24 protein-coding genes and 2 pseudogenes are annotated in these 26413 nt (G+C 56.0%); 10 read left to right on the plus strand and 16 right to left on the minus strand.

The window, feature by feature from the left end:
- Window positions 1-203 precede the first annotated feature (203 nt).
- Both ACZ9BX_RS22380 and ACZ9BX_RS22385 read right to left on the minus strand, forming a co-directional pair.
- A complete protein-coding gene (locus ACZ9BX_RS22380; RefSeq protein WP_244564774.1) occupies window positions 204-383 on the minus strand; it encodes a hypothetical protein in 180 nt (59 codons plus the stop codon).
- Complete coding sequence (locus ACZ9BX_RS22385; protein WP_244564773.1) at window positions 380-1288, minus strand: transposase; 909 nt, start codon at window positions 1286-1288, stop codon at window positions 380-382. The genes ACZ9BX_RS22380 and ACZ9BX_RS22385 overlap by 4 nt, the downstream gene beginning before the upstream one ends.
- Before the next feature lie 74 nt (window positions 1289-1362).
- On the opposite strand from ACZ9BX_RS22385, the gene ACZ9BX_RS22390 reads away from it, so the two are divergent.
- A complete protein-coding gene (locus ACZ9BX_RS22390) occupies window positions 1363-1632 on the plus strand; it encodes a hypothetical protein (protein WP_476220236.1) in 270 nt (89 codons plus the stop codon).
- Between the two features lie 259 nt (window positions 1633-1891).
- Here the strand turns inward: ACZ9BX_RS22390 and nifT are convergent, their stop codons facing one another.
- The 13 genes from nifT to ACZ9BX_RS22455 form a co-directional block, all read right to left on the minus strand.
- Entirely contained in the window at window positions 1892-2104 is a 213-nt protein-coding gene (gene nifT / locus ACZ9BX_RS22395) for a putative nitrogen fixation protein NifT (protein WP_027513681.1), read from the minus strand.
- Window positions 2105-2108: 4 nt separating this feature from the next.
- Window positions 2109-2426 carry a nitrogen fixation protein NifZ gene (locus ACZ9BX_RS22400; RefSeq protein WP_027513682.1) on the minus strand — a complete coding sequence of 106 codons (318 nt, stop codon included), beginning with the start codon at window positions 2424-2426 and terminating at the stop codon, window positions 2109-2111.
- A 42-nt stretch (window positions 2427-2468) separates the two neighbouring features.
- Window positions 2469-2663: a 4Fe-4S dicluster domain-containing protein gene (locus ACZ9BX_RS22405; RefSeq protein WP_084606737.1), complete on the minus strand. Its 195-nt coding sequence runs from the start codon at window positions 2661-2663 to the stop codon at window positions 2469-2471.
- Between the two features lie 31 nt (window positions 2664-2694).
- The gene (gene nifB, locus ACZ9BX_RS22410; RefSeq protein ID WP_027513683.1) at window positions 2695-4170 is read right to left on the minus strand and encodes a nitrogenase cofactor biosynthesis protein NifB; all 1476 of its coding nucleotides are present in this window, start codon (window positions 4168-4170) and stop codon (window positions 2695-2697) included.
- A 226-nt stretch (window positions 4171-4396) separates the two neighbouring features.
- On the minus strand, window positions 4397-6022 hold the full coding sequence (gene nifA / locus ACZ9BX_RS22415; RefSeq protein ID WP_027513684.1) for a nif-specific transcriptional activator NifA: 1626 nt from the start codon (window positions 6020-6022) through the stop codon (window positions 4397-4399).
- 251 nt (window positions 6023-6273) lie between these two features.
- The gene (locus ACZ9BX_RS22420) at window positions 6274-6570 is read right to left on the minus strand and encodes a ferredoxin family protein (protein ID WP_027513685.1); all 297 of its coding nucleotides are present in this window, start codon (window positions 6568-6570) and stop codon (window positions 6274-6276) included.
- Window positions 6571-6582: 12 nt separating this feature from the next.
- The gene (locus ACZ9BX_RS22425; protein WP_027513686.1) at window positions 6583-7890 is read right to left on the minus strand and encodes an FAD-dependent oxidoreductase; all 1308 of its coding nucleotides are present in this window, start codon (window positions 7888-7890) and stop codon (window positions 6583-6585) included.
- Window positions 7891-7900: 10 nt separating this feature from the next.
- Window positions 7901-9013, minus strand: coding sequence for an electron transfer flavoprotein subunit alpha/FixB family protein (locus ACZ9BX_RS22430; protein ID WP_027513687.1), 1113 nt, complete (start codon window positions 9011-9013; stop codon window positions 7901-7903).
- A gap of 17 nt (window positions 9014-9030) precedes the next feature.
- Window positions 9031-9882, minus strand: coding sequence for an electron transfer flavoprotein subunit beta/FixA family protein (locus tag ACZ9BX_RS22435; RefSeq protein ID WP_027513688.1), 852 nt, complete (start codon window positions 9880-9882; stop codon window positions 9031-9033).
- A gap of 178 nt (window positions 9883-10060) precedes the next feature.
- Window positions 10061-10444 carry a nitrogenase stabilizing/protective protein NifW gene (gene nifW / locus ACZ9BX_RS22440; protein ID WP_027513689.1) on the minus strand — a complete coding sequence of 128 codons (384 nt, stop codon included), beginning with the start codon at window positions 10442-10444 and terminating at the stop codon, window positions 10061-10063.
- Between the two features lie 208 nt (window positions 10445-10652).
- Entirely contained in the window at window positions 10653-11861 is a 1209-nt protein-coding gene (nifS, locus tag ACZ9BX_RS22445) for a cysteine desulfurase NifS (RefSeq protein ID WP_051336843.1), read from the minus strand.
- 77 nt (window positions 11862-11938) lie between these two features.
- Window positions 11939-12256, minus strand: a complete 318-nt coding sequence (locus ACZ9BX_RS22450) for an iron-sulfur cluster assembly accessory protein (RefSeq protein WP_476220239.1) — start codon at window positions 12254-12256, stop codon at window positions 11939-11941.
- A gap of 357 nt (window positions 12257-12613) precedes the next feature.
- Window positions 12614-13102, minus strand: a complete 489-nt coding sequence (locus ACZ9BX_RS22455; RefSeq protein WP_051336845.1) for a peroxiredoxin — start codon at window positions 13100-13102, stop codon at window positions 12614-12616.
- 745 nt (window positions 13103-13847) lie between these two features.
- On the opposite strand from ACZ9BX_RS22455, the gene ACZ9BX_RS22460 reads away from it, so the two are divergent.
- The 9 genes and pseudogenes from ACZ9BX_RS22460 to ACZ9BX_RS22500 all read left to right on the plus strand — a co-directional run bounded on the left by ACZ9BX_RS22460 (window position 13848) and on the right by ACZ9BX_RS22500 (window position 22432).
- A complete protein-coding gene (locus ACZ9BX_RS22460) occupies window positions 13848-14498 on the plus strand; it encodes a nitrogen fixation protein NifQ (protein WP_084606740.1) in 651 nt (216 codons plus the stop codon).
- Window positions 14499-14611: 113 nt separating this feature from the next.
- Window positions 14612-15937 (plus strand): dicarboxylate/amino acid:cation symporter, encoded by a 1326-nt coding sequence (locus ACZ9BX_RS22465; RefSeq protein ID WP_037144164.1) that lies wholly within the window; start codon window positions 14612-14614, stop codon window positions 15935-15937.
- A gap of 1005 nt (window positions 15938-16942) precedes the next feature.
- Window positions 16943-17386, plus strand: coding sequence for an NUDIX hydrolase (locus ACZ9BX_RS22470; RefSeq protein ID WP_051336844.1), 444 nt, complete (start codon window positions 16943-16945; stop codon window positions 17384-17386).
- A 461-nt stretch (window positions 17387-17847) separates the two neighbouring features.
- Window positions 17848-18598 (plus strand): annotated as a pseudogene (locus ACZ9BX_RS22475) (IS6 family transposase).
- A 53-nt stretch (window positions 18599-18651) separates the two neighbouring features.
- Window positions 18652-18855: pseudogene (locus tag ACZ9BX_RS22480) on the plus strand (ATP dependent DNA ligase); the annotation flags it as partial.
- 174 nt (window positions 18856-19029) lie between these two features.
- Window positions 19030-19500 carry a transposase gene (locus ACZ9BX_RS22485; protein ID WP_087006347.1) on the plus strand — a complete coding sequence of 157 codons (471 nt, stop codon included), beginning with the start codon at window positions 19030-19032 and terminating at the stop codon, window positions 19498-19500.
- 302 nt (window positions 19501-19802) lie between these two features.
- Window positions 19803-20399, plus strand: coding sequence for a hypothetical protein (locus ACZ9BX_RS22490; RefSeq protein WP_476220241.1), 597 nt, complete (start codon window positions 19803-19805; stop codon window positions 20397-20399).
- 233 nt (window positions 20400-20632) lie between these two features.
- Window positions 20633-20866 carry a hypothetical protein gene (locus ACZ9BX_RS22495; RefSeq protein WP_087005425.1) on the plus strand — a complete coding sequence of 78 codons (234 nt, stop codon included), beginning with the start codon at window positions 20633-20635 and terminating at the stop codon, window positions 20864-20866.
- A gap of 531 nt (window positions 20867-21397) precedes the next feature.
- Window positions 21398-22432 carry a PIN domain-containing protein gene (locus ACZ9BX_RS22500; protein ID WP_087005428.1) on the plus strand — a complete coding sequence of 345 codons (1035 nt, stop codon included), beginning with the start codon at window positions 21398-21400 and terminating at the stop codon, window positions 22430-22432.
- 234 nt (window positions 22433-22666) lie between these two features.
- Here the strand turns inward: ACZ9BX_RS22500 and ACZ9BX_RS22505 are convergent, their stop codons facing one another.
- Window positions 22667-26197 carry an SIR2 family NAD-dependent protein deacylase gene (locus ACZ9BX_RS22505; protein WP_087005422.1) on the minus strand — a complete coding sequence of 1177 codons (3531 nt, stop codon included), beginning with the start codon at window positions 26195-26197 and terminating at the stop codon, window positions 22667-22669.
- Window positions 26198-26413: the final 216 nt, after the last annotated feature.

Consider the following 26413-nt stretch of genomic DNA (forward strand, 5'->3'; position numbering starts at 1 on the left):
AAGGGCTTGTGTCATGCGCTTGAGTCGGTTTGGTTGAATTTGAGGAACGTCCGGGTCTGGCGGGTACTGTCGATAAATGTCCTGGCCCCACAGGACCATGCGAACCGCGCCGATGGCATCGGAGAAGGTGAACTCTGTTTTCTTGTACCATGCTGCAGCATAGGGAAGAGCGCCTCGGCCAAGCATTTCGCATGCCCAGAGTGTCAGAGACTGTAGAGCGCCAGCAGCGACGGTGTCGTGCGCATGATGGCTTTGTCGTTCCACTGCCGTTGGGTTTCCACGCCAAGATGCGCACGGGTTTCGGCGAAGGTGACCTCGATCTGCCAGCGCCGAACGAAGTAGGCAATGATCTGAGCGGGCTCAAGGTTGACGTTGGTGCTCATGAACGCCTGGGGTTCACGACGGCCTGACGGGTCTCGAACGAGAACCCAGCGAATTGGTCTCGGGGGCGTTCCACGCCGATACCAGAGGCCGGTTCCTGAGGTGACATCAAGGGTTTGTCGGTTTGCTTGCCGTACCAAGAGGATGCGACGATGCGTTGCCACTCGGTCTTCGTGTCTTTGAGGAGCGTTTTCAGTTTCGGCAATGGCCTGCCTTTTTGCGCCGGTCGCCCCAGAGTATGTTCGTGCCTCTGATCCGGTGGAGCAAAGAGACTGGCATCCAGACGCAACCGCGTGATGAGAGTGGCCGTGCCGGGCAGAGCCGCAGCCAGTGTATGAACGGCAAAGCTGCTATCGCCGACAAAGATGATTTCGCGGTCCGGCAGCCAGCGGCAAAGCTGCAAGACGCCTTGCCTTGCCCAATCCGTCAGCAGCTTGTGCTTTCGGCCCTTCTTCTGATCATGACGCTCAGAGGGGCACAGGATCGTCAACACCGGCAGGGCTTTGATGCATTTGGCCCATGGGACAGGGGAAAGGACCATGAAGCTCAACCAGCGCAGGCCGCTTGCCTTGACGAAGTGCCCGTGGCTTGAGCGCACCGGGTCACGATAAATGCCACGAGCGGCGATGCGTTGGCCCCAACGCCGTTCGATTGTATCGTCCATCCCGATCACGACGGGGCCAACGCGCACGTTGCCCGGCTTGACGCCCGACGAGATTGCAATACCCTCCTCTTCCCAGTGGCCCGAGACCACAAGGACCGCCTTTGGCGTGCTGCCGAGTTCAGCGCGCATGTCGAGCAGCGACTTCTCGAGCACGTCGAAATTGCGGCGGAACTCCCCGGTCATGTAAGGCCAGGGTCCGCCGCCATGGCTGATGAAATAGGTCGGGAGTCGAGAATCTGTCATGGGGTCTGTCCTTCGCAAGTTTGCCGCGACAGGCGCGGCGCCCGTTAGAAAAGCGAGTCGCCGACGGGCACCTGTTGCAGAGGAGTTTCATTTTTTCTTATTCATTGATCAATGTCTTCGACAACATGGTCTACGACTATTCCGGCTTCCCGGAATACCTCTATCACATCACCTACAATGCGACTTTCAGCATCATGAAGCCGCTCTATCCGGATGAGGATATTCCTGTGGTCCAGCTTTCACTGGATATGGGTTACGATCCGGCGCTTGCCGCTTCGATGCCGTTTGCGCGCAGCAACTGCCGCACGCGGTTCGCAAGCTCTGGCGATCCGGGCGTGCCGTGATCGTATCCGCGTGTTGGATCGAGTGAGACGCACGATGGCGTCTGGATCTGAAAGGTTCGAGCCATCGAGGAAGTTGTTCCTGTGTTCTGTCCAGCGTAGGATACAGCATATCGATGCCATCTAGGTCAGAGGGATGATTGCTCATCGGCATAGGCGTTGATGATATTTCCATAGGTCAGATGTCGACATCTTGCTGGAGAGTGATCAATGTGCGGGATTGGGCGGAAGCGCCGCGACTACACTCGATGCCATACTACTATCAGTCTTCATTGGATAGCCTCCTCGCCTCGACGGTAATGGGCAGGCGTGTGTTCTGCGGAAGGTTGGGGAGGGCTAACCGCCATCCATTCCTCAGCACTACAAAGCCGCCCCACAGATTTTCATTCTCGACTGAAATCACCGGCTCCTCGAGATCTTTTTTTGGAATATAAACCGACAAATCGACGCCGTTTCGACGAACGGTCACTTTCATCTCGCTATCCTTCTTTGAGACAAGTGGCGATTTCAGAAGTCCCCGGAGTTGCAGCCTTATCTAGGCTCGTTATTTCATAGGCACGCATCCCGACGATGCTGCCGCGATCAACCCATTCGACCGCATATATGTAAAATTGCTGAAGAAAGGTGCCCACGTCGCGCACAACGCCCTCATCGCCCCTGCGCACGAGATTTTCACCGATGTCCTTCCCAGGATAGCTGCCGTCATTCCTTACTTGGCTGGCGGCGCGGACCCGCTCACCCGGCGTAAACCGCGGTCGCTCACGGATTTCAACCTCCTGTTCGCGTAGAAGACCCATGGCCGCTCCTCTCATCCTTTGTGCTGCAGTTATCGATGGTGGTCAGGCCGGGACGCAAGTCTTCGGCACCGGACACACCGAGGCGCATTGCTGCGTGTCGAATTCTCCCCTGCACTCGGTGCACTTCTTAGGATCGACAACGTACTTTTCCCCCTTGAAAGTGATTGCATCTGAGGGACATTCGTATTCGCATGCGCCGCACTGGGTGCATTGGGACGCAATGATCTTGAAGGCCATATTCTAGCTCCTGGTTCAGTCAGAAGGCGGCTCAAGCCGTCGCAACCAACGGCTTAACACCAAACTCGGCGGCGTAAAGCGCACCGATCGCAGTTTCGATGTAGTCATAGCCAAAAGCGTCCGTTGCTCGCACACCCGCTTCTGCTAGACGTTTCTTTGGGGAATCACCGATCTTGGCACAGAGTAAGATATCTATGCCTTCGAGCGCACTGATGATGCTATAAAGCGTGGCCTCCTCGCCCCAGCCGCCGAGGCAGTACTGTCCGATCTTGCGATTCCCTACCAAGTTAATCCCTTTTTGAGAGACTACGTAAACTTGGAGTTCCGTCGCGTGACCGAAGTGTTCGTTGATTCGGCCGCCGCCTTTGGTGGTCACGGCAACATGAAGCTGTCCGTCGGACTCTGCGGACGTGACAGCTGTGATCGCGTCCTTCCGTGCCGCCAGATGATCGCCGCACTCTAGCGCGACCAGCTGGCGGTAGGCGTGGCGCTTGCTGGCGTTGTAAGTAACATCGCTGGAGATGTGGTCTCGCGTAAATTCTCGCCTGCGATCATCGCCGAGCAGACCAACAGCGTCGGCGCGGCACTGCCTGCAATGGCGCATCAGCTTGGCGCCGCCTTCCAGGCGATCATGAAGCGCCTCCAGTTCTAACGGCTGTGGACCACGCTGACCGGTCAGTCCGTAATAGGTACCGTGTGAAGGCTCAGAGATCAGCGGCATCACGTTATGCATGAATGCGCCGCGGTCCCTGACCCATTTGTTAACCTCGACGAGGTGCGCGTCATTGACGCCCGGGATCATCACCGAATTGATCTTAGTGAGGATGTCTTTTTTTATCAGCATCTCCAAGCCCAACATTTGCCGCTCGTGAAGAATCCTGGCGGCTTCGATCCCCGTGTAGCGACGGTGCCTGTAGAATATCCAGGGATAGATCTTCGCCCCGATCTCCGGGTCCACCATGTTGATGGTGATCGTAACGTGATCAACATTCATCTCGGCAAGCTCATCGACGTGGTCCGGCAGCGCGAGTCCATTAGTCGAGATGCATAGCTTGATATCAGGGATTTCCCTCGCGACTCGTTCGAACGTCGCTTTTGTCTTCTTCCAATCGTAACAGGCGTCGCCCGGCCCGGCGATGCCGAGGACGGAGAGCTGCGGCACTTCGTTGGCGACCGCGATCACCTTACGAAGCGCCTGGTCTGGTGTCAGCTTTTCGGATGCAACCCCGGGCCGACTTTCGTTAGCGCAGTCATATTTACGATTGCAGTAGTTGCACTGGATGTTGCAGGCTGGCGCGACCGCGACATGCATGCGGGCGAAATAGTGATGCGCTTCTTCCGAAAAACAGGGGTGGTCCTTGATCCTTTCCCAGATCGCCGGATCTATGTCATCCGGGGCCGAAAGGCCGCAGGACGAAGGTGCGCAGCCGCCAGATTTTGCGGCCCGCAGCGCTCCGTCGAGGGATCCTTTCCTGGTAGTCTCAAGCTGTTTCACTGGTTGCGGCATCCCACGGCTCCATTGACGAGTTAGCGTTACAGCTTCAGACGCAAGAGCAATGCCAGTTCAAAAAATGGTAATGTTTCTCTGCAATAGCTTGCTTGTCCGTTTTGCGAGCTTGCTGCTACAATGGTTTTGTCGAACTTGCGACAGGGCCATGTCGCACAACGGTAGCGTCGCGTAGACCAACTGAAGACAAAAGTGATCCTCATGAAGTCCATGATGTCACTCGCCGTCAGTACTTTTTTACCTCGATACGATGCCGGCGCAGAGCATAGCCGACCTGGCGCGGCGTCAGGCCGAGGATACGAGCCGCCCTGGCCTGAACCCAACCGGCCGTTTCCATTGCATTGATTAGCCGGTCACGGTCCGTAAGAATCGGTGCGCCGACTATGGATGCGGTACCGCTTGCAGTGCCGGCGTTGGCCGGTGGTCTGACCGACACCCTATTGCCCGGTGCGAGGTCATTGATCGTGGTGTTGCAACCGTTAAAGGCAGCTCCTTTCCCGAGAAGCGAAGAAAAGCATCGGCCCCGCTGACACGCGAAATCTGATGGAACGATCGTACTTGAACCAGCAAGAGTGGCGGTTCTTTGTACGCAGTTTTCGAGCTCGCGAACGTTGCCAGGGAAGTCGCATCGCGACAAAATGTCCAGTGCCGATGGCGAGAAGTCAAGGTTTCGATCATTCTCCTTGTTGAATCGCTTGAGGAATACTTTCGCTAGAAGCGGAATGTCACCCTCGCGCTGCCTCAGCGGCGGCAAAATAATGGGTACCACATTGATCCGGTAATATAAGTCGGCTCTAAACTCCCTGTTCATAACGGCCGTCTCGAGGTCTCTGTTGGTGGCGCATATGAGCCGAACATTAACTTTAAGCGTCTTCGTCCCGCCGACCCGCTCAAGTTCACCCTCCTGCAACACGCGTAATAACTTCGCTTGAAATTCTGGCGATATTTCGCCTATTTCATCCAGCAGCAACGTCCCACCATCCGCCAGTTCGAAACGGCCTGCACGCTGCCAGATCGCTCCTGTGAAAGCGCCTTTTTCATGCCCAAACAGCTCGGATTCCAGAACACCTGACGACAGTGCGGCGCAATTCAGTTTCACGAAAGGCTTTTTTCGCCGTGGCGACAATTCGTGTATCGCCCTTGCAAAAGATTCCTTGCCGGTGCCGCTCTCGCCCCCCAAAAGCACAGCGGAGTTGGTCGTCGCCACGATAACAGCGGTCTCGATAACCTCCTTGAGCGCAGGACTCTCTCCGACAATCCAGCTGACTTGCGTTCGCGGGCTGGGGCCAGGCTTTCCCCCGACGCGGGAGATCGGCTCTGCTTGTTCCTCGGTTATTGATCCGCCATCTCCGCAAACATCTCGATTGAGCCGGTTGGCCAATCCGATGAGGTTGGCGACCATGGTCAGGAAAAGTATCTCCTCCTCGTAGTTATCACTGGCGGTGCCAGCCTTAACGCGATCAATCCATAATGCCCCGAGCACCATGTTTCCGGCCTTGATGGGGACACCCATGAAGGTAACGGCAAGATGGCGGTCTTGAGACGGTCGCAATGCAGTGTTGAATAGGTCCGATTTCCTAATGTCAGGCACGACGAGCGCCGCACCCGTAGCGATGATATGCTCTATTGCCGCCTTCGGTTCGATCGTGGGAGTGTCGCGGCCGAAGCCGGAGCACACCGGTATCTCTGCCTCCCGTTCCTCAGCTGAAATCACGATCTCGCCGTGGCGCATTGGCAGAAGCGAAGAGAGACTATTCAGCGCATGAGAAAATGCGATCTCAAGACGAGAGGAAGCGAGGAGATCTCTCGATATCCGGTAGATTCCACTGCGCCACATATCCGGCTTATGCATGTTCATGCTGATTACTCGCCTCCCGGCCGAACTCTATCGATACTGAATGTAAGCTGCGTTGGCGGACTGCCCAGAGGTTTCTACCCTCCATGCGCAAACTTTATTGTTCGAGCATTCGGAAGTTTAATACCTGGATTCGCAAACGCAGAAAAAATAAAATCATAAGAAAGTCGTCATGACGATTCCTGAGACTTATCTGCCGTCGTTACGCAGAAGGCGGTCAATGCACTCTGAGCTGGAGATGGCGCTCATCATCCAAATTTGAAGAGGATCCCGAACCCGCCTCGCGGATAATTCCACTCGATGTCACCATTTGCTTCGCATAACACTCTGCATGTGCCGCATTCCATGCAGCCATCCACAACGATTTCCACCTGCCCAGCATCGTTCACCTCATAGCATTTGGCCGGACAAATTTCCGTTAACGCAAGCAGGTTCGGGCTTGGCGACAAATGCGGCCGCACTTTTATGTGCGGACGCCCCGTATCGACCAGATAACGATTTTGGTAGAGTTTGTCTTCGATGCGTTCCATTACCGTGACCTTCATTTGAATTATCCTTTAGCGCCAGGCCAAGGCGAGACGGACCGCGTCACTGACCAATCCCCAACGGGAACGTGCCTTGATGAAGGCGGCGGATGTCGCCTTTTCGCTCTCAATCTTAGGCGTACCGTCAACGCGAACGAAATTCTGCGCGGCCTGCGATATCAGCTTCGGATAGGTCGTGAAAAAGCTTTGACGATTGGTATGGAGGAGGGCGGGCATATCTTTGTGCTTCCTCAGGTCTTTCATAACGAAGGACTTGTCCAGCATGCTCTTGTAGAGGGAGAGGTTCTGCTTGGTCATTGCGCCTCCGCGGCACTTTATGTGAAAAATTGATTCGCCGACCATGCGCCCCGATGCCATGGCAAGGTTGGAACCCTCGCGGTGCACGGCATTGTTTAGTTGCGCTGCGTCGCCGACGACGACCCAGCCATTGCCGAAGAGCTGCGGGATTGCCTTGAAGCCGCCCTCCGGAATGAGATGCGCGGCATACTCTTTGATCTCCGAGCCCGCTATCAGCGGTCGGATCGAGGGATGGCCCTTGAAGGCGTCGAGAAGAGCGTACGGTTTTTCCATGGTTGAAGCTAAGCCGGAGACGAGGCAGCCGATGCCAAGCGAAATTGACTCTCTGTTGGTATAGAGGAAGCCCAGTCCGGCCATTCCGCGTGAAATTGTCCCGCCTGCTTCGATCACGCAGCCTTCGTCTTCAGTCAGGCCGAAGCGCTCTGCTATGATCTCTTCCGGCAGGAAATGCATTTCCTTGACGGCGAGTGCAACATGTTCCGGCTTCGGCATCTCGCGCAATCCGGCCCGTGTGCCGAGGAGCCCATTTGCCCCCTCAGCGAGAACGACGACATCCGCAAGGATCACGCCGCCGGTGCGGTCCGTGTGGACGCCTATCACCTTACCGCTCAAATCCTGGGCAAGTTTCGTCACCGTTGTCTCGCATAGTACCGTGCCGCCCGCCTCACGCACCTTTCCCGAGAACCACTTATCGAATTGGGCGCGGATGATAGTGTAGCGGTTTGGCCTCTGCTCATTGAAGTCATCCGATCGATAGTGCATTCCTGTGTGCGACGTATCGTCCATTATCCAGAACCGCTGCTCGACCAGATGTCGTTCAAGAGGCGCGTCATCGCGGAAATCGGGAATTATTGTCTCCAACGTATTGGCGTACAATATGGCGCCTTGAACGTTTTTCGAGCCCGGATACTCTCCGCGCTCCAATTGCAGCACTTTCAGACCGGAACTAGCCATCGTATAAGCAGCAGCGTTGCCGGACATACCGGCTCCGACTACGATGGCGTCGAATTTCTCCTCGCTCATTGGACTTTCCTCAGTTCACTAGCTTCATATGATCGCGCGGCGCCAATCGCCTCGTGAGGGCCTCTGTCAATGCTGGAAGAAACCGGATTGCATCAGCAACAACGCCCACGTGGGCGAAATCGAAGATCGGTGCGTTCCGATCGGTGTTGATGGCGACAATTAAATCAGCTCCTTCGACACCAACCCGATGCTGGATTGCGCCCGATATTCCGGCTGCAACGTAGAGCTTAGGTCGGATCGTCTTACCGGTCTGACCGATCTGTCGGTCAAAAGGCATCCAACCCTTTTGAACCAGCGGTCGTGAACAGCCAAACTCACCGCCGATCGTCCTCGCGAAAACCTTCACGTGCTGTAGGTTCTCGGCTGCGCCGAGCCCGAGCCCGCCGCCAACCACGACATCGGCATAGGCGAGATTGGCATCTTCCGATTGGCTGTCAGAGAGGAAACCAAGAACTTTAGTGACAATCTCTTCCTCGACCATCATCAAATCGTGTCGGATAACACGGCCGATTGGCTTAGCCACTCGCTGCGGCATCGCCATGACCCTCGGACGCACTGTTGCCATTTGCGGTCGGCAGTTAAGCGTATAGATAGTGCACAGCAAGGAACCACCGAAGGTCGGCCGTGTTGCCGCGAGGGAACCATCTACATCGACGTCCAGTTCCGTGCAGTCGGCCGTTAGCCCTGTCTGCAACGTAGTTGCCACAGAACCCGCAAGGTCGCGGCCGAGTGTGGTCGCGCCCAGAAGCAAAATTTCAGGTCTATGGCAATTGACCAGATCTGTCAGGGCTTTGGTGAATGGCTCATTTCGATAATCTACGAGTAGCGGCGACTCAATAAGGTAGGCGAGATCGGCCCCGTAAGCGAAGGCGTCTGCAATGGCGGGCCCGGTCCCCACTCCGTCCCGTGGCCCGACGACCACGCCAGCAAGCTGAACGCCCAGCTTGTCGGCAAGCTTGCGGCCTTCACCGAGCAATTCGAGGGACACGGGATGGACCTGGCCCCGCTCCAGCTCAATGAAGACCCAGACGTGCCGATGGTCCTGATAATGCTTGGGCAACTCTTTCTTCATGGCGGCACGGCCGGTGGCTTGAGACGGCGTCTCACTTTTTTGGATTTCCATCATTTGCTCCTTGCTGCTCACGCGCTGCCATTGGATGAAAGCTCACCTTCCAACGAAGGTTGGTTGGTGAAGATTGATGCGACCACCTCGTCAGCGACATGGCCAGCGGTTTTGTCGGTTGTGTCGATTTGCATAGCTTTTTGCGCTCGGGCGGTGGGAGCGAATACGCGTTTCACGACCGTCGGCGACCCTCTCAAGCCGCAGTTAGCCAGGTCCTCAATTCCAGCGTCGGCCGCACTCCACTTCAGAATTGGGAACCGGGCTGCACGCAAAGCATTATCGAGAGAGCCGCGCCGGATAGAATTGACACCCTCCAGCATAGTGATAAGGCACGGGAATTTGCTCTTCAGCATCTGCGTGCCGCCTTCCGAGCGCCGCTCAACCGTGATCTCGCGCGCATGGCGATCGATAGAAGCGATTTTCGTTATATAAGTGAGCTGCTGGAGATCCAGACGCTTGGCAATTCCAGGCCCGACCTGGGCGGTGTCGCCATCGATCGTTTGTTTACCGGTGAAGACGATATCAGGCGCGCCAAAGCTATCGCCAATCTTCACGATTGCTTGAGCGATAGCGAATGAAGTCGCCAATGTGTCGGACCCCGCGAAGTGACGGTCGGTCAGAAGAATCGCGCGGTCGGCGCCATAAGTGAGCGCCTTGCGCATCGCTTGCTCTGCCATGGGTGGGCCCATAGTGAGGACAGTGATCGCCCCTCCATGGCAGTCACGCACTTTGAATGCTTCTTCGAGCGCGAAGAGATCGTACGGGTTGATGATGGTCGGCACGCCCTGGCGCATGATGGTATTGGTCACCGGATGGACGCGTATCTGGGCGGAGTCCGGCACCTGCTTGATACAGACAACGATGTGCATGATGACTTTGGTTTCCCGATCGAAGTGGATTGGCGGTTCTTACTCTAAGCACTAATCGTGCCAACCATGTCGGGGGTAGGAAAACCTCTTAAAATGTTAATGTGCTCTCTTTGTGAGGGTTCAGCCACGCGACGGGTTCTGTCGGATCGGAGACATTGGTGTCGCAACCCTGCCACACTTATTTCTGTTCGAATGAAGTCAAGTTGGGGCCTAATGCTACAAAGATGCGACGCGGCGGGGCGGCCTTTGTCGGATCGCGGTCCTTGAGCACCTTGAAGACTCGATGGGAAAGCGGTGAAGAAGTTGCAAAGTCGTCGTAAGCGCGTGCGAGAGTGGCGCGCGCACAAGCAGCGATCGCCTTGTCGGGGAGGTTGGAATGATCCTCCTCGGCCAGATATTGCCCCATGCGCTTCATGATGTGGAGCCGCGAGACATTGAGCACCTTCACATCATAAGAGACGCCTAGGACCTCGAAGAATTCCTCGGCAGCCGACAGGCGCTTTAACCGCTCAAGAACGTTGATAACATCAATGGGATTGCTCTCGCCCGCACAACTGTTCATTTGCGTTTTCCTTTGTTGGTGTACAACTCGCTCGAATCCGACAAGCCGCCGCATGGTTCGCTGATTGAGAATGAGACGCGGTTGACAGCGGCAACGCCGCTCACGCATACTCGTCTAGAAAGCCGCGGTATTATCCGGGGCTTGCGTTGATTGGGAGGCCCAAAAGCCAGTGTGGCACGAACCTCATCGATCTCTTCGGCGCGCAGGCCTATCTATCCCGCGTCGAGGACGCTGGCTCAAGTAAGCGAGTGGGCCTGCCCCTGGAGACCGGGGCGCCGTCACGTAGCTTCGCCACGATTCCTGGCATAAGTGCGAGCACTCGATCGACGTCCTCATCGCGGTTATAGCGTGAAAAGGAAAAGCGAACTGCCCCGAGTGGCGTAACGTGGCGAATGTTCATGGCCGTCAGAACATGGCTCTGCACCGAGGAACCAGAAGTGCAGGCGGAGCCCGAGGCGCAAGCGATGCCATGGCGATTGAGCACAAATTGTATTGCTTCACCAGCAATGCGATCGAAGGCGACGTTCGTTGTATTCGATAATCGTGCCAGCGGGTCGCCGGTGACGAAGGTCCCGGGGATGCGCTCAAGAAGTCCTCTCTCCAATCGATCGCGTAGCGATTTTACCCGTTTGTTTTCCTCGTCCGTGCGTTCCAATGCGAGCTCGGCCGCCTTGCCTAAACCTACGATTCCGGGCGTGTTCTCTGTGCCGGCGCGTCGGCCGCGCTCCTGATGACCGCCCCTGATGAGTGCGTCAAAGGCCGCATCGTGTTTTATGTAGAGCGCGCCGACGCCTTTCGGTCCATGTAGCTTGTGACCGGAGAGCGACAGCATGTCGATTGCCGTCGATTTCAGGTCCATCGCATGCTTGCCAACCGCTTGCACTGCATCGGCGTGGAAAACTGCGCCAACTTGCTTCGCCATCTCAGCAAGCCTTTCCACGGGGAATATTGTGCCTGTCTCGTTGTTCGCCCACATGATCGAAACGATTGCGACGCGATGGGTAAGGGCGGTCCCGTAGGCATCAAGGTCGAGTCGGCCATGGTGGTCCACCGGGATCCTGTGCACTTTGACGCCTCGCGTCTTCTCAAGGTGTGCGCAGAGCGTCAGCGCGGCCGGATGCTCCACCGCCGAAGTCACTATTTCAGTGCGCCCGCGATCCATCTCAAGACCCGAAAGGATCGCTGTATTAACGCTTTCGGTGCCCCCCGAAGTTAAAGCGATCTCATGATCAAACTTTGCGCCGGTCAGCGCTTGCAACTGCCGCCGCGCCGTCTTGATCGCTGCTCTGGCGGCGCCGCCGCTGTCATGCATCGATGAAGCGTTGCCAAACTGATTTAAAAAGAATGGCAGCATCGCCTGAACAACTTCGGCATCGACTTGTGTTGATGCATTATTATCGAGATAAATAGGTTTCATTGGGTACCACTCAACGACCGATGTGACGCAAACCTTGCAGCCGCGGGCTCTCCCTTGGACGTTCGCATGCGATATGATTAGCCACAGGACTTGCCGCAGGCGCACTTCTCCAGTGGGTTAGGATGATCGAAGATAAAACCGAAGGAACCCGGATCCGTGACGAAATCCAAGGTCGAGCCGGCGATATGGGGTTGAGAGCCCGCATCCACAAACACCTTGACTCCATCCGTCTCAATAACAGCATCGCCCTCTCGGGAACTGCTCTCCAAGCCCACATGATATTTGATGCCGGCGCAGCCGTCCATTTGGACCGTGACGCGCAAGCCGGTCACATCGGGAGCCTGGGATATGGCGGCCTTCACTGCGGCGATTGCCATTTCGGTGAGCGTGATCATCGGATCGTTTCTCCTGGTTTCGAGATTTGTTGGCAATTCGACGATGCACTTAGCGTGCCAACCGAAAAACCCTTTTAACGCAGCGTCAAGCTGAGGCCGCTATGTCGCATTTCCAACACGGTCGAGACCGAACAACGCAAAGGTGCGGCTGGGATAGCGTGAACTCGAAGGAGCCATTCCTGGTTAGCGCTGGGTTTGTTCAGTCATCGACACGAATGTGTACGCCAGGCTTGGTAGGGGCGCATTCAGCGCACCAACCCAACGCAGAGCCACATCTTAAGAATTAGAGCACGAGCTTGTCGTGGAACGAAATTTAGGCTCTGCTCTCACAGAGCCGTCAGACGTTCGTTCCGCTGGTCAGGGGGTGGACTCGGTCTTGAGAGACTTCAGCGTTTCGAGAATGTTCTGTGGCGACGAGACCGCATAGGGATCGGTTTCGCAATTGTCCGAGAGGCCTTCTTCCACGAACCATTGTTCTATAAAACAATCGTTGATCACGGCAGCGTAGCGCCAGGAGCGGAGGCCAAAGCCCTGATTGTCCTTTGCGACTAACATCCCCATCTTGCGGGTGAATTCGCCCGAACCATCAGGGATTAGCTCGACCTTCTTCAGTCCAGACGCCTTGCCCCACGCATTCATCACGAATGCGTCGTTGACAGAGAGGCAGTAGACCGACTCGATTCCGTGCTTCTCAAATTCCTCATAGAGCTTATCAAAATCGGGCAATTGATAAGTTGAACAGGTCGGCGTGAAGGCGCCCGGGAGCGAAAATAAAATCGTGCGCCTACCGCTAAAATAATCTTCCGTAGTCTTGTTTTCCCAACGGTACGGATTTGGCCCCTCCACGGTCTCATCGCGAACACGTGTGCGAAAGGTAACGAAGGGAACCTTTTCTTCATCGTCATCAGCATTGCTCCTTTCCGGCTCTGGATTTGTTTTCGAGTCGGCTTGAGTGTCTTCAAGATTTCGCTGCCCAAAGGCCTCGAGAAAACTCACAATAGTCGGACCCGTAAGCGGCGTCGCCTCAACTGCTGTGCTCGGCTGTTAGGCGGCTTCGAACGGACTGCAAGCGCCGTGCCATTTGACATCGTGTCCGTAACGGCACTGCGTTGTTCTGCAGGATCAGGGATCTGGCGTGGCGCGTACTGAGTTTCCTTTCCCATCGGCTTAGCAAGCGCTGCCGGTATTTTTAGTCATGCCCTCTGCAGTTTGACGGCAGGCGCAGCTTTGGCACAATCAATGCAACGCGGCAGCGAGATCTCCGCGGCGCGAGCTCGACCATATACTTGACGCATTCCGTGCGATGGCAGTCTTGCAAAGCCAGAACGCCGTGAATTTGTTGTCAGCGTCTTAGTAACGGGGCGCCGCAACTTTTGGCGCAAAACCAGCACCCAACTTGTCGTTTTCTCGCGTCGGTGCCCATCCTGCCTGCAACGAGGAGCTTACCTAACCCTTGAAAACACCGCAAAAGCTTGATCCATCATCCTCTGTAAGCCCAACTGGCATGAATTTTGAAACACTATCCTCGAGCAGCATGCTGCCGCGCCGCAGATCATCTCGTGGCGACTTATGGAGCGAAGGAGGAAGCAACATGTCAAGCGTCACTCAGATCCGAAATTTGTCGAATAGGAGCGTGACCCTCCTAACCGATCGACCTGGTTTGCCACAATCATCGCAATCGGTGGATCTGAAGCAACCAATAGACTTGGACATGGACTTCGATCAGTACGTCTTTTCCTGCGTGCTCTTGCACGTGTTGGAAGAGATTGCGGCCGACGTGGCAACTGCGACCGAGGCAACCGGCCTTTCCCGTGCCGAACTGCGAGATATCCTTAACCGCTGTGTTCCCGCCACTGTTATGCAGGCGTTCGGCTTGGAAAACGTGCGCGAAGCCGAGCCTGGTGTGGAAGAGGAACTTCTGCGCGATCTGCTGCTCGCGCATGCTCGACACGGCGACCCAGCAAGCGCTTGTTTCGCCAAGATCATCGCCCGGCGCGCCTTGCGCCACGACCATCTGTGGCTGGAGCTTGGACTATCCGATAGGTCCGAACTTAGCCTCTTGCTTGCCATCCATTTTCCCACGCTAGCGGCCGGCAATACCAATCACATGAGGTGGAAAAAATATCTTTATCGCATGCTTTGCGAGGCCGAGGGTTCTTCGATGTGCACGGCCCCCAGTTGCCGAGAATGTAAGGAATATCAAAGCTGCTTTGTTCCTGAGAAAAGCGAACCACCGGGATGAGCGACTGGTTTGAATTAGGACTAGCTTAACGTTAGCTATTGGCCGCAACCACGCCTGGGCGTCGATTCGGCAAACGGCTTTGTAGACGGTTCACGCATATGGGGAATTCGGCAATGATCGTTGAGCATTCCGCGAAGATCCGCGGCAAGACACCGTTCCATCGACATCTCTACGTCCAAGTTCTTGCGGCAATCGCCACGGGTATCCTGCTCGGGCATTTCTACCCCGAAGTTGGCACGCAGATGAAGCCGCTCGGCGACGCCTTCATCAAGCTCGTGAAGATGATCATCGCGCCGGTCATCTTCCTGACCGTTGCAACTGGTATCGCCAGCATAAGCGATGTCGCCAAGGTCGGTCGCGTCGCCGCCAAGGCGATGGCCTACTTCTTGACCTTTTCGACGCTGGCGCTTGTCGTCGGCCTCGTGGTCGTGAATGTGGTGCAGCCCGGTGCGGGCATGCATATCGACGCGGCCTCGCTCGACATGAAAGCGATCGCCACCTACACGGCGAAGGCAACCGATCAGTCGGTGACCGGTTTCCTCATGCACATCATCCCGACGACGCTTGCCGGCGCCTTCGCCGAAGGCGACATCCTGCAAGTTCTCTTCATATCCGTTCTCTTTGGCATAGCCCTAGCTATGGTGGGCAAGAAGGCCGAGCCAGTCGTCGACTTCCTGCAAGCGCTGGCACTGCCGATCTTCCAGCTGGTGACGATCCTCATGAAAGCGGCACCAATCGGTGCCTTCGGCGCCATGGCCTTCACCATCGGCGAGTACGGCGTCGGCTCGATCGCCAACCTCGCAATGTTGGTCGGCACGTTCTATCTCACCTCATTCCTGTTCGTCTTCCTCGTGCTCGGTGCGGTGGCGCGTTATAACGGTTTCTCGATCGTCTCGCTCATCCGCTACATAAAGGAGGAGCTGCTGCTGGTACTGGGCACCTCGTCCTCAGAGGCTGCCCTTCCAGGCCTCATGGACAAGATGGAGAAGGCGGGCTGCAAGCGTTCGGTCGTTGGTCTCGTGATCCCGACCGGTTTTTCCTTTAACCTCGATGGCACCAACATCTATATGACGCTTGCGGCGCTCTTTATTGCCCAGGCGACCGACACACCGCTCTCCCTCGGCGACCAGGTCCTGCTGCTGTTCGTCGCCATGCTGAGTTCAAAGGGTGCCGCCGGCATAACCGGCGCCGGTTTCATCACGCTTGCCGCGACGCTCTCGGTCGTTCCGGCGGTGCCTGTCGCCGGTATGGCGCTGATCCTCGGCATCGACCGTTTCATGTCGGAATGCCGGGCAATTACTAATATTATCGGCAATGCCATTGCAACGCTCGTCGTGGCGAAGTGGGAAGGCGAGCTCGATCGAGCGCAGCTCTCGGCCGCGCTTGCCGGCGAGGTGCCGATCGAAATCATTCCGCCGGTGACCAAGCCGGCCAAGTAATGCCTCCCAGGGCCCGCACGGCAAGTGCGGTTTGGCGCGATCTGGTTTCCAGATCGCGCCTTTTTTGCGCCGATGGACGCGCCTTCCTGCCCTCGTTCGAAATGAAACCGGCACCTGCTTTTTGTTGCATCCGCGACACAGGCCAGTCGCCTCAGCCTCTCACTTTCCCAAGGCCTAAATAACTGAAAAGCGGTCATAAAAAGCATTTCTGCGGCCTAATTAGTCAGATTGGCATGAGATTTGAAACCTCACCATCACAAAGCGGCGAGCCACTACGGGCCTGCAGCTGTGTCACGGGTAGGCGCGATGGAGCAAAGAAAGAGGAAAATGTTGGAGTCTTATCCTGCATGGAAGAGGAAAATCTCACCGTTTCGATCCATTTTGGAGTGCGCTGCGATGCCGGTTTCGATCTTTTTGAACCGTGTTCCACGTCGCCGTCGGCCAGCGCGTGATCGGGCTTCTTTATCGCGCCATTCGAGCCTGAGAAAGTACCGCCGCTCGGTGAGTCCGCTCGCTGGCTGTTCGCTTGAGAGGCCGAAGCCCGCTGACGAGATTACCGATCCTCCCCCACCTGAAAACGACCCAGCTGATGAGTGGCGAGAGAAAGTAAAAACCGAGTGGATAGCATTTCCATTCCCAATCATATCCCGCCCCGATTTTGTGACGGATTTAACTGTTTACATCGCCTGTCATGTACCGGCGCCCCAATGGAACCCCTATACGCATCTGTCGCATCCATGGAGACCCCCTGCCTCGTATCCCCTTTGGCACGCGCGATGGACAAGGTACCCGGCTGATCCCGCGCCCGCGAGACCAGCGCCGGGCGCTGCATGACCTGCAAACCTTTTCTAGTCATCGCAGCATCTTTTTCCAAGCGCTCAGCGAATGTTGGTCAATGAACCCGCTCGAGCTAAATCCATCGGCCTATGGCATCCTTGGTGCCCTTTTAAATTCGCTGTTCTCGCTCGGGCGGGTGTGCGGCCCGCTCCGCATGCGGAGGCAATAATGCGTGGGAAGGTTGCCAACCAAGTCGGTGCCATCTGCTTTCGGGCCAATCCTGACAGGATCCTCGAAGTTCTTCTGATCACGACACGCGAAACGCACCGCTGGACCATCCCTAAGGGCTGGCCGATCCAGGGATTGCAGCCGCATGAAGTTGCGGAACGTGAAGCGTGGGAAGAAGCCGGCGTAAGAGGCAACGCCAAGAAGAAGCCATACGGGTACTACACATATTTGAAGAGGATAAAAAACAACCGCTCCATTCAGTGCGTCGTGCAAGCTCATCTCCTGCAGGTTAAGAAGGTTAGATTCACATTTCCTGAGTGTCGGGAACGCGTGCTAATCTGGCTGCCACCGACGGAGGCGTCTTCACGGGTTCCCGAACGGCAGCTGAAGAGCCTCATTTCCGGATTGGATGCCAAATTTAGCTCCGGCGATACCGGGAAATGAGATTGGCTCAGCATACCCTGACTGCGGATCGATACGCGCCTATAGATATGTTTTGCGTCTCCAAACCTCTGGTCAACGCGGCAACGGTGAAGACACTCCAAAGCGCAAAACTGGCGATAGCGTCGTGAGGTGACTCTATCAAAGAGCTTCAGTCGGTTTTGTCTGTGTCGCGACACAGCCTTTTTTATAACATCTTGATCATCCTGAGGCTAAGTCATTGAAGTCCTGCCCTTAAATCACTCCTCGTCTTGATCAGTGAGATTGGCATGAATTTGATTGTCTTACTTCGCACCCGTCAAGGTGATGAGTCGGTGGGACAGAAGGAGAAAATAAAGTGCAGCGAGATTCCATTCCGGATCATGTTCCCTCCGCGTTGGTCAGCGACTTCAGTCTGTTCACATCGCCCGGTATGGCACCAACAGCGAACGGAGACCCGCACGCAGCTATTGCTCGGGTCGGTGATGTCACGTTGTCAGCGGCTTAACGGTTGTCTGGTAATGGGTTGGGATGAACAGTCCGGCCGTAAGCTACAAGAACCACCGCTTTCCACCGCAGATCATCGCCCGTGCGGTCTGGCTGTATTTTCGGTTCCCTTTGAGCCTGAGGATGGTCGAGGAGATGCTGCTGGAGCGCGGTATCGTCGTCTCCCATGAGACGATCCGGAGATGGGGTCGTAAATTCGGAACGGCTTATGCCAGGCAGTTGTGCAGAAAGAGGCCTTCGCGAAAGGATATCTGGCATCTGGACGAGGTGGTGATTTCCATCGGCGGCCGCAAACATTGGCTCTGGCGTGCCGTTGACCAAGACGGTTACGTTCTCGACGAGATCGTTCAAGCCCGCCGCGATACCCAAGCCGCCAGGCGATTGCTGGTCAGGCTGCTGAAGAAGCAAGGCCTGACGCCGAAGCGGATCGTCACCGACAAATTGCGCTCATATGGTGCTGCAAGACGGGAGGTGATGCCCGCCGTCGAACATCGATCGCACAAGGGCCTGAACAATCGGGCCGAGAATTCTCACGTGCCGCTTCGAAAACGGGAGCGGATGATGCAGGGATTTCGATCCGTCGGCGGCTTGCAACGGTTCATATCGATCTTTTCGGCACTCCGAAATCTCTTCGTCCCCCCGCACCAGAAAAACTCAGCCCTCGCCATCCACATCCATCGGATCCGCGCAATGGCGCAGTGGAAAGCCGTGACCGGCGCAACCGCCTGACGTCTCACATAAGCGCCTTGTTCCGACCTTGATCAAACAACGTGACATCGCCGCTGCGCTCTATGCTCGATCGCCTGACGGTGAAGAAGCCGCCCGTCGAATACAAGGACCGATCAAAGGGTATTGTCTGGGTGCAGCCGACGCTGATTGCTGAGATCGAATATCGGGCATGGACGCACGACGGCAAGCTGCGGCATTCGTCATACAAGGGGCTGCGCGAAGTGCAGGACAACGCGGCGATTTACGAGATCGAGTGACCGAATGGAAAGCATTGTGCTTCAGCGATCTTACGGCGGTTCAGATTGTCTCCTGCATGCCATCCCGAGGCCGCCCAATTACATTCGACCACCCGCAAAGATGAGGCTGGCGGTAGTGTTGACTCTATAGTTCGTTCATCCGAGAACAGGCGATGAAATAGAGGGGAAATAATGATGGCTGATGAGAACAACATAGGACCGGTTGCTGCAGTTGAGACGACGGAGGTGGAGGCAAAAACACCTGCTGCCAAGAAGCAGAGGTCGCCACAGCGCCCGACGACGGCCGTCGAACCGGCGCGATCTGCATCAAAGGCAGATGCTGCAAAGTCGCAGGTCACCAAGCCACGGGCATATAGCGAGCAGGAAAAAACCGGCAAGCTCAAGCTGATCGAGACGGCAGTCACCGAAGGAAAGAGCAGCCTCAAGGACGCGATCAAGACTGCCGGCATATCGGAGCAGACCTACTATAACTGGAAGCGGAGCGCGACGCCAGCTGTTCAGAAGAACGAGAAGCCGGCTCCGGCCAGCGATGAGCTGGCAGATCTTGTTCAGCTCGAAGAGGAGAACCAGAAGCTTCGCAAGCGTCTGGCGGAAAAGTTGCGCGCGGAAAATACGGAACTGCGCAAGAGGCTCGGGCTGGATTGATTCACGAGCGGGGCCGTGCAGGCGGTCATTTTCTCGACTGGCCGCCTGATTGCGTAACGCCGGAGACTGGGCTCGCCTCCAAATCCCGCCGATAGGGCGAGCGATTGCTGGGCGAATATTTCCTGCGGATAGCTCCTCAAAGCCCGTTGACTACGAGGTTGCCGACGCGAAGTATTCGTCGTTGTCTCGCGCGCTGGCCAGTTGCAGCGCCCGGTGAGGCGATATATAGGCCCCGCCGGGCAGGAACGCAGTGGCGCCAGTCGGCGCTGGCTGTGCTACGAGTTGCTTAAGGTTGAAATCATATGAAAACGCCACAACGGAAATTCGTTGTTGAATTCAAGTCGGGTCGGCGAGCGATGAAGGCCCGGACCAAATCAATTTGGGGTGACACTGATCTCAAAGCCCTCGCCCGTGAAGCGGAAGATAGCGCACCGCATCCGTTCAATTCAGATGGAGCACCCGGTACGCCTGACCAAGGTCGAGAAATGCCGTGTGATCCGATGAACCCGGGTAACGCTAGCGAACACGCAAGTGAGGCCATCGTTGCAGGCACGGCGACACCATCGGGCAACGGCGCAGTCGGTGAAGTGCCAAATCAACATGAGGCCAGCGTACTTGCCGCCGAAGTTGTTGCGCAAGTGCCGGAGAGTAAACCAGGGCCGCAGCCTCGGACAACGTCAACGGGTACTCCTCGAAAGCATGTTAAGCGCGGTCCCATTGCGATGGGCAGGAACAAGCCCCGAAGTGCGGAATCCGTGACTGCTCGGGATGTGATTTCCCTTGAGGAAGTAGCTACCCTTGATGCAGAGAATAAGCGGCTCAAGAAGCTACTGACTGAACAGCTCCATCGACAGAACTTGCAGCTCAAGAAGATGCTTGAGCGGTTTGATGTCACGTAAGCTGCTCCGAGAAATGGCCCGCGCCGGGGCGAGGCCGTGGTTCTCAATACTGCCGGTTTCGGCGATGAGACGCCTGCAAACTAGTGGTGGAAGCGAGTCTGGCTAAGGCAGATGCGCGATGACAGCCGAGGGATCCTCATGTATGGTTGCCGCCCGGCGGGGTGCCGGCATCAAGTAGGACTTCGGTCCGATGCACGGTTCAATGGTAGCGTGGGCAAAGTGGGAGTTCGCGGATGCTTGAGTTGTCGGCCTTGGAGCCTGAATGCTTCTACTGGGCAAGACGCAGGGAAACCGGAGGCGCCTGGGAGATCGTGCAAATTTCAACGGTGTTTGGCGCCGCTCGCGACTATTGGACCGTCGCCAGGACCGGATCGGATGTCCACCAGATGGTGGACGACTACGAGTTTCTGGTGAGAATTGCACTGCCGGAGGCCGATATTACTCCTCTATCGCAGGCCGCCGAGTAAGCACCGACGGTGGAAAGGCCGACTGCGGCCTGCAACCGTGACGAATTCTTTTTTCTCGGATGTGCGGTTGGGGTCTTCGGTCAATCAGGCGGGGCAGACGACTTGGTGCGCGTCGTTGTCAGAGATTTCGGTACGACGCCGAGCCGCAGCCGGCCGGTTCCAACCCTAGCGTACCGCGACCGACGCTTCGCCTTCAAACTGTTCATCTGCAATTGCATCGTCGAGAAGCTGGATGTCTTCGCGAACAATGCTGCTGAGACTGCCTAGAAGGTCAGCCAGCTCGAAGTCACGATCCTCTGCGGCCTTTGCGGCTCGTGCCTCGGCCTTGGCGGAGTCGGGACGACCTTGCGCGGTTGGTGGGCCGCAGCTGGAAGCTGGAGGCGGATCTGGGGCCGAGAGCGGACGATCGGCTTTTTGGTATGGAGAGTACGGAAAGCCACCGTTCCGCTACGACTTCGGAAGAGACAGCCTGCGGGTGGTGAACACGCTCGGAAACCGCTAGTCTCCGTAATCATTTTTTGCGGGGTTAAGATGAAGCTTAAACTACTGATCGACACGTCGGTGTGGCTGGATCTCACGAAAGACCCGCGCCACCTACCGTTACTGGACGCCCTATTCGCGATGACAAAGGCAGGCGATGTTGAACTGATCCTGCCACAGATGATCCTCGATGAATTCGCCCGCAATCGGGAGCGGGTGATAGCGTCCAGCCGCGCCAGCCTGTCAAGTCACTTCAAACGGGTAAAGGACGCAATCGCGCAGTTCGCACCAGAGGACGAACGAAACGAAGTTCTCAAGCAGTTGAACGAGATTGATCATCGCATCGCCACTGGCGGTGAAGCCGTGAATGAAGCGGTTGGCCTGATCGAGAAGCTGTTCACAACGACCGAACCGATCCCCATCAGCGAGAGCGTAAAGGCTCGTGCAGCGGACCGCGCCATTGCAAAGGTTGCGCCGTTCCACCGACAGATGAACGGTATCGGCGACGCTATAATCATTGAGACATATATCGACGCATTCGCGGAGCGGGAAGGCGACGACGTGCTTGCGTTTGTCACGCACAACATCCACGACTTCAGTCAGAAGGGCGCCGACACGCGCTTACCGCACCCGGATCTCGCGGCCCTCTTCGATGGAGCGCACTCACTCTACTCAACCAACCTTGGCACACTCCTGAACGAGTATGCCAGCGACCTAATCGAGGAGATCACCTTCGACCGAGAATACAGCCAAGAGTCTCGGGCACTGTCCGAACTGCTCGAAGCTGAAGACAAGTTGACGACGCAGATTTGGTACGGCCGCAAGTGGGGTATCATCGCCGCAGTCGAGAGCGGCAAACAGAAGCGGGTTCCAAGGGAGATCTGGGAGGCTGGCACACCCGGAGAGCGGCGCGGCATGATCGTAGACGAGATATGGGACGGCATGATCGCCGCCATGAAGTCCGCTGAAGAGCAGTATCCCGGCGAACTGGGCCCATGGACCGATTTCGAGTGGGGAATGCTCAGCGGCAAGCTATCCGCTATTCGTTGGGTACTCGGCGACGAGTGGGACATGCTAGACACTTGAGCCGTTTATAACCGACAATCCCTATCCTCCCGGAAGGCAGAATAGCTGGTGCCTAAGCTGAGCGGCTTTGACACGTAGTGAATGGCCGCCTTCGACTATGTCGACTCTGAAAGGCGCCAGTTCTGTCCACCCAATCGCGGCCGGTCAAGGGGGTCCGGCTAGGGGCCGGAAGGAGACAGACTGTTTGCGGGAGTCGATTGACCAAAGCTGACGTTCGTCTTGCGGCACCATTTTTCATTTGAGAAAGCGAACTTCCGGCAATGGGTCTTCATCAAGCTCTGCTTTCAGTTGTTCTAGCTCCGAGCAATGATGCGATAGCATTTTCGAGAGACGATGCACCTCTCTGCGCACAGTGGGCAGTTCGGCCATCGCGGGAACCTCCAAATTCTTCTGGTCGTAGCGATACTCATTGAGAACATGTGGTAATGCACTTGAAAGGCGTTCAATATCATCGCCATTCAGTTGGCCACGTTCGAACATGTCACCCAGCAGATTCAGAGTAGAGCTCAACCCCGGTTGAGTCCGCTGTTCACAGGCGTGGAGCAACAGCTCTTTGATATCCCTGGGGAAGTTTGCGTCTGCCGAGGCGTTTTTGATAACCTGCTTGACGGCAATAAAGGTGGGATACACGCTTGACGGCTCTCGGCTGGCCATCGCGTACCGAATTTGTTTGAAGGCTACGGATTGATGATCTGGCCACAGGCGCGACACCTGAAATGCCGTTGCGGCCAAGGATGGGATGTGTGGCAATTTCTCTGGGGCCTTCAACAGTCTAGCGACATCCTCCGGCAGGTCTTCAGCCTCCAGGCGAGGTAGCAGACTCCGCGCCAAGACCTCACCTATTTCACGTCCTGTCGCTTGGTCGTGCACTCCATCTCCCAACAGATCTCGGATCATTGGACTCTTCTCTTCTGTCGAAGCCGGCGTCCACCCCAGACAGCTCTTGACACACGAAACGAGTGCTTCCTTTGGAATAACAGCCTCTGTTCTGTCCAATCCAGCGCGGAGGTTCATCAATATTTCATGACCGATTTGCCCACTCACCACTCCGCCGACAATCTTTTCAATAAACAAGGCTTCCGCGCCCGCCTTGCCGGGTAACTCCAAAAATATCCATGGATGCAGCTCTGTATCGGACGGCCATCCGCCTTCTTCGCGCCGCGCCCAAATCGCGGTATCCAACGACTTGGTCTGATCCTCGGTCAGTTTTCCTGCTCGATGGAAGATATGAAGTCGCTTTAGCGCCCTGCCGCGATCTAGTTTCGCCCCGTCTCTTACTAAAGCGATCAGCGAATTGATCCGAGCGGCGTTGTGCGCAGAGACGTCAAATTTCTGCGCATCTGCCTCTGAAAAATCGTCAAAAACTTCAGGCCAGTCTCGTTCAATTCCTTGTGCCCCAGCCTCACCTGGCGTCTTCAAATGCAGGGCTAGATCCATAGCTTTTTGGCGTTCATCTGCCTCCATGGCTTCGACGGCACCTTCTAGTATCGCACCACAGGCCGAGTAGCTTATCCACGAAAGCGTGGAACGATTGAGCAGGTTGACAATCCACTGAAAGACTTCGAGGGCCCGAGTCGCTGATGCGCGGACAACAACCCTTGCTAAAAGCTCCAGGAGAAATACCAAATGATTCTCCGCCCCGAAGCGATCCCGCAATATGCTGAGCCTGTCTATGCGCCGTGGGATCACTGAAAGAAAGTGCTGTACGGCAGGATCGCTCAGCCGAGCGACTTGCATGCGGGGTATGATCCGATCGAGTATCTTTTTTTCCGATCCTCGATATCGAGCGAAAAAGGTTAGAAGGTCGCCTTCATCATGTTTTGTAATCGCCCGATAGGCTGTCTCCAGACGCGTCGAGAAGACATTGAAACTAGCTATGTGTTCGGGGGCACCTGTCCGCTCGATTAGCTCAAGCAGGCCATAGAATGGACACTCGTCGTCGCCACCAAGGCGTCTGGTGCCGCCCGGACTGTAGCGACCAGATTTGAAAGAAAGCTTCCATTGCTCGGCATCGCTGCGATTTCTATCAATTCTTTCCGATGCGCGCACCTCCAAGCGTGAGATGGTATCCCAAGGGTCGGCTCTTGCTGCAACGTAGCGCATACGCGTTTCGTCGCTCTCATCCTCAGGAAAAGAGAAGTGATCGTCGCTTAACGCAGAGTGGGAAACTCGATGGAACATGGCGGCCCACCCTTCCAAGGAAGTCAACCAGGCGGATTTCGGAGCCGACAGCAGCTTCTGACGAATGCCTAGCAGCGCGGCTTGATACAGCTCTGCTGCCTCACGGTGGCAAAACAGTGTTGCCAACAGCCCTGCGCGTCGCATCATCCAGATCGGCTCGTCACTTTTGAGTGCAATCGCGGCTTTCAGAACTATCTCGTCATCCCAATCTAAAAGGGCGCGTTGCCCTGTTTCATACGCGTGATGCAGAGTAGCCTGGCTGCTTTCGATTGTTTCCAATCTTACCATCCAACGCGTCCACTCATCCCATTTTTGATAACGACGCCATTCCGCTGCGATCGAAGCGCAAAGATCGACTTTCTCTCGCTTTGTTAAATTTTGCTCTGCACTCTCAAAATGGGTGTCCGCATCTCGCATGTCTTCCAGGTTGAGCCAAATCCCAGCGGTCCGGTGACGCCAAATCCGTTCCAGAGAAAAGCGCAAATGAGCCTCGGCAGGCTCGGCGGTATTTCGTACAGTTGGAAAACTATAGCGAAGCTGGTGTGTTTCGCGATTTGGACCAACTATCCAGCCAGGATAAGTGCTTCTTTCCTTCGCCCAGGCCTTTGCAACTTCCGCACGGGTCGGTCTATCCTCGTCCTTTGCAACAGCCGACTGAGAAAACTTGTCTGGACCCTTACTCCAAGCGTAAGGCGAAGGCGGTTTTGAAGCCAACAAAGCCGCAAAGAGAAGTTCGAGCGCCCTCTCCTGCTGCTCATCGCGGTGTATATCTTTAACCAGTGGTGCCAGATCTATAGGAGTTACATTTCGCCGTTCGAGGAGCGCCCTTGAAACTGGTGATAGTTTCAACACTCCGACGAGCCGAATACGACGAGCGGACACATTGAGGGTGTCGCGAACCCACCCGCTCCAGGCCAAGAAATTTGGGTCGACGCCGGAAAAGCCGATAAGGCAAAGGTCATGTTCAAGCATGACTTGTTGAGCGAGGTTGACAAATGGCGCAAATCGAACTGGATAAGTTCGATAGTCATCTTCGGTAAATATGAAGGGCTTGTGGGATGGCATTGAGCCATGCAGCTTTACAATCCGAGGCTGCGCCCGATGTGCGATGTCTTGCACAGTCCGCACACAGCTATAGATTCGATCAGGCGTTTGCGGCTTCGTGCGCTCGAGCAACGTGTCCCAGTTTGTCGTGAGAACGTCGCGCCATGGAAATTCCAAGAGCTGCTTGTGCAGCGGTCCTGGCTCCCACTGGCTGTCCGCAATTAGACGACGGATTAATTGATCCATCCCGTTTTCGCCATGAAGCGTCTGGTATTCCTGAGCGAGTCTCAAGGCATCAGGTCCGGTTCCTTGGACGTATCCTAAGGCCGCTTCCATCGCCGTTTTAAAGGTGCTCCAAAGCGGAGGAATTGGGCTATCCGTTTCGCGAGTGCAAACCCGGCTGAAGCCCGCACCGACCATGACAGCGGCTTCATTCTGCCAGAGAGCACTAGCAAAGGCCTCAAACGCTGAAAAGTCTGGAAGATCACGAAAGCTGTTCAGAATTGCCGATGCGGCATCGTCTATCATGATGTAGTCCATGTGTTCTTATCGAGTAATGCAACTTTGCATAGCAGCGGTAGAGACAAAGGCCTAGAAAAGATTTAAAACTAATTAGTAGGTATGCATTTTCTGGCGCTCTGGGAGACCTCGCTACAGCGCTGAACGAAGCCTTGAACGGCTGTTCTTCGTGCGGGTTCAAGTACAAGTAATGGTGAACGACCGGCATGAAGGCGCAATGCGGATCGGCGGCTGCCG

Source organism: Rhizobium sp. USDA 3886, from assembly GCF_056279785.1.

Coding starts and splice junctions, on each gene's coding strand:
- ACZ9BX_RS22380 (WP_244564774.1), bottom strand. CDS start 383: ATGAGCACCAACGTCAACCTTGAGCCCGCTCAGATCATTGCCTACTTC.
- ACZ9BX_RS22385 (WP_244564773.1), bottom strand. CDS start 1,288: ATGACAGATTCTCGACTCCCGACCTATTTCATCAGCCATGGCGGCGGA.
- nifT (WP_027513681.1), bottom strand. CDS start 2,104: ATGAAAGTGACCGTTCGTCGAAACGGCGTCGATTTGTCGGTTTATATT.
- ACZ9BX_RS22400 (WP_027513682.1), bottom strand. CDS start 2,426: ATGGGTCTTCTACGCGAACAGGAGGTTGAAATCCGTGAGCGACCGCGG.
- ACZ9BX_RS22405 (WP_084606737.1), bottom strand. CDS start 2,663: ATGGCCTTCAAGATCATTGCGTCCCAATGCACCCAGTGCGGCGCATGC.
- nifB (WP_027513683.1), bottom strand. CDS start 4,170: ATGCCGCAACCAGTGAAACAGCTTGAGACTACCAGGAAAGGATCCCTC.
- nifA (WP_027513684.1), bottom strand. CDS start 6,022: ATGCATAAGCCGGATATGTGGCGCAGTGGAATCTACCGGATATCGAGA.
- ACZ9BX_RS22420 (WP_027513685.1), bottom strand. CDS start 6,570: ATGAAGGTCACGGTAATGGAACGCATCGAAGACAAACTCTACCAAAAT.
- ACZ9BX_RS22425 (WP_027513686.1), bottom strand. CDS start 7,890: ATGAGCGAGGAGAAATTCGACGCCATCGTAGTCGGAGCCGGTATGTCC.
- ACZ9BX_RS22430 (WP_027513687.1), bottom strand. CDS start 9,013: ATGGAAATCCAAAAAAGTGAGACGCCGTCTCAAGCCACCGGCCGTGCC.
- ACZ9BX_RS22435 (WP_027513688.1), bottom strand. CDS start 9,882: ATGCACATCGTTGTCTGTATCAAGCAGGTGCCGGACTCCGCCCAGATA.
- nifW (WP_027513689.1), bottom strand. CDS start 10,444: ATGAACAGTTGTGCGGGCGAGAGCAATCCCATTGATGTTATCAACGTT.
- nifS (WP_051336843.1), bottom strand. CDS start 11,861: ATGAAACCTATTTATCTCGATAATAATGCATCAACACAAGTCGATGCC.
- ACZ9BX_RS22450 (WP_476220239.1), bottom strand. CDS start 12,256: ATGATCACGCTCACCGAAATGGCAATCGCCGCAGTGAAGGCCGCCATA.
- ACZ9BX_RS22460 (WP_084606740.1), top strand. CDS start 13,848: ATGTCAAGCGTCACTCAGATCCGAAATTTGTCGAATAGGAGCGTGACC.
- ACZ9BX_RS22465 (WP_037144164.1), top strand. CDS start 14,612: ATGATCGTTGAGCATTCCGCGAAGATCCGCGGCAAGACACCGTTCCAT.
- ACZ9BX_RS22470 (WP_051336844.1), top strand. CDS start 16,943: ATGCGTGGGAAGGTTGCCAACCAAGTCGGTGCCATCTGCTTTCGGGCC.
- ACZ9BX_RS22485 (WP_087006347.1), top strand. CDS start 19,030: ATGGCTGATGAGAACAACATAGGACCGGTTGCTGCAGTTGAGACGACG.
- ACZ9BX_RS22490 (WP_476220241.1), top strand. CDS start 19,803: ATGAAAACGCCACAACGGAAATTCGTTGTTGAATTCAAGTCGGGTCGG.
- ACZ9BX_RS22495 (WP_087005425.1), top strand. CDS start 20,633: ATGCTTGAGTTGTCGGCCTTGGAGCCTGAATGCTTCTACTGGGCAAGA.
- ACZ9BX_RS22500 (WP_087005428.1), top strand. CDS start 21,398: ATGAAGCTTAAACTACTGATCGACACGTCGGTGTGGCTGGATCTCACG.
- ACZ9BX_RS22505 (WP_087005422.1), bottom strand. CDS start 26,197: ATGGACTACATCATGATAGACGATGCCGCATCGGCAATTCTGAACAGC.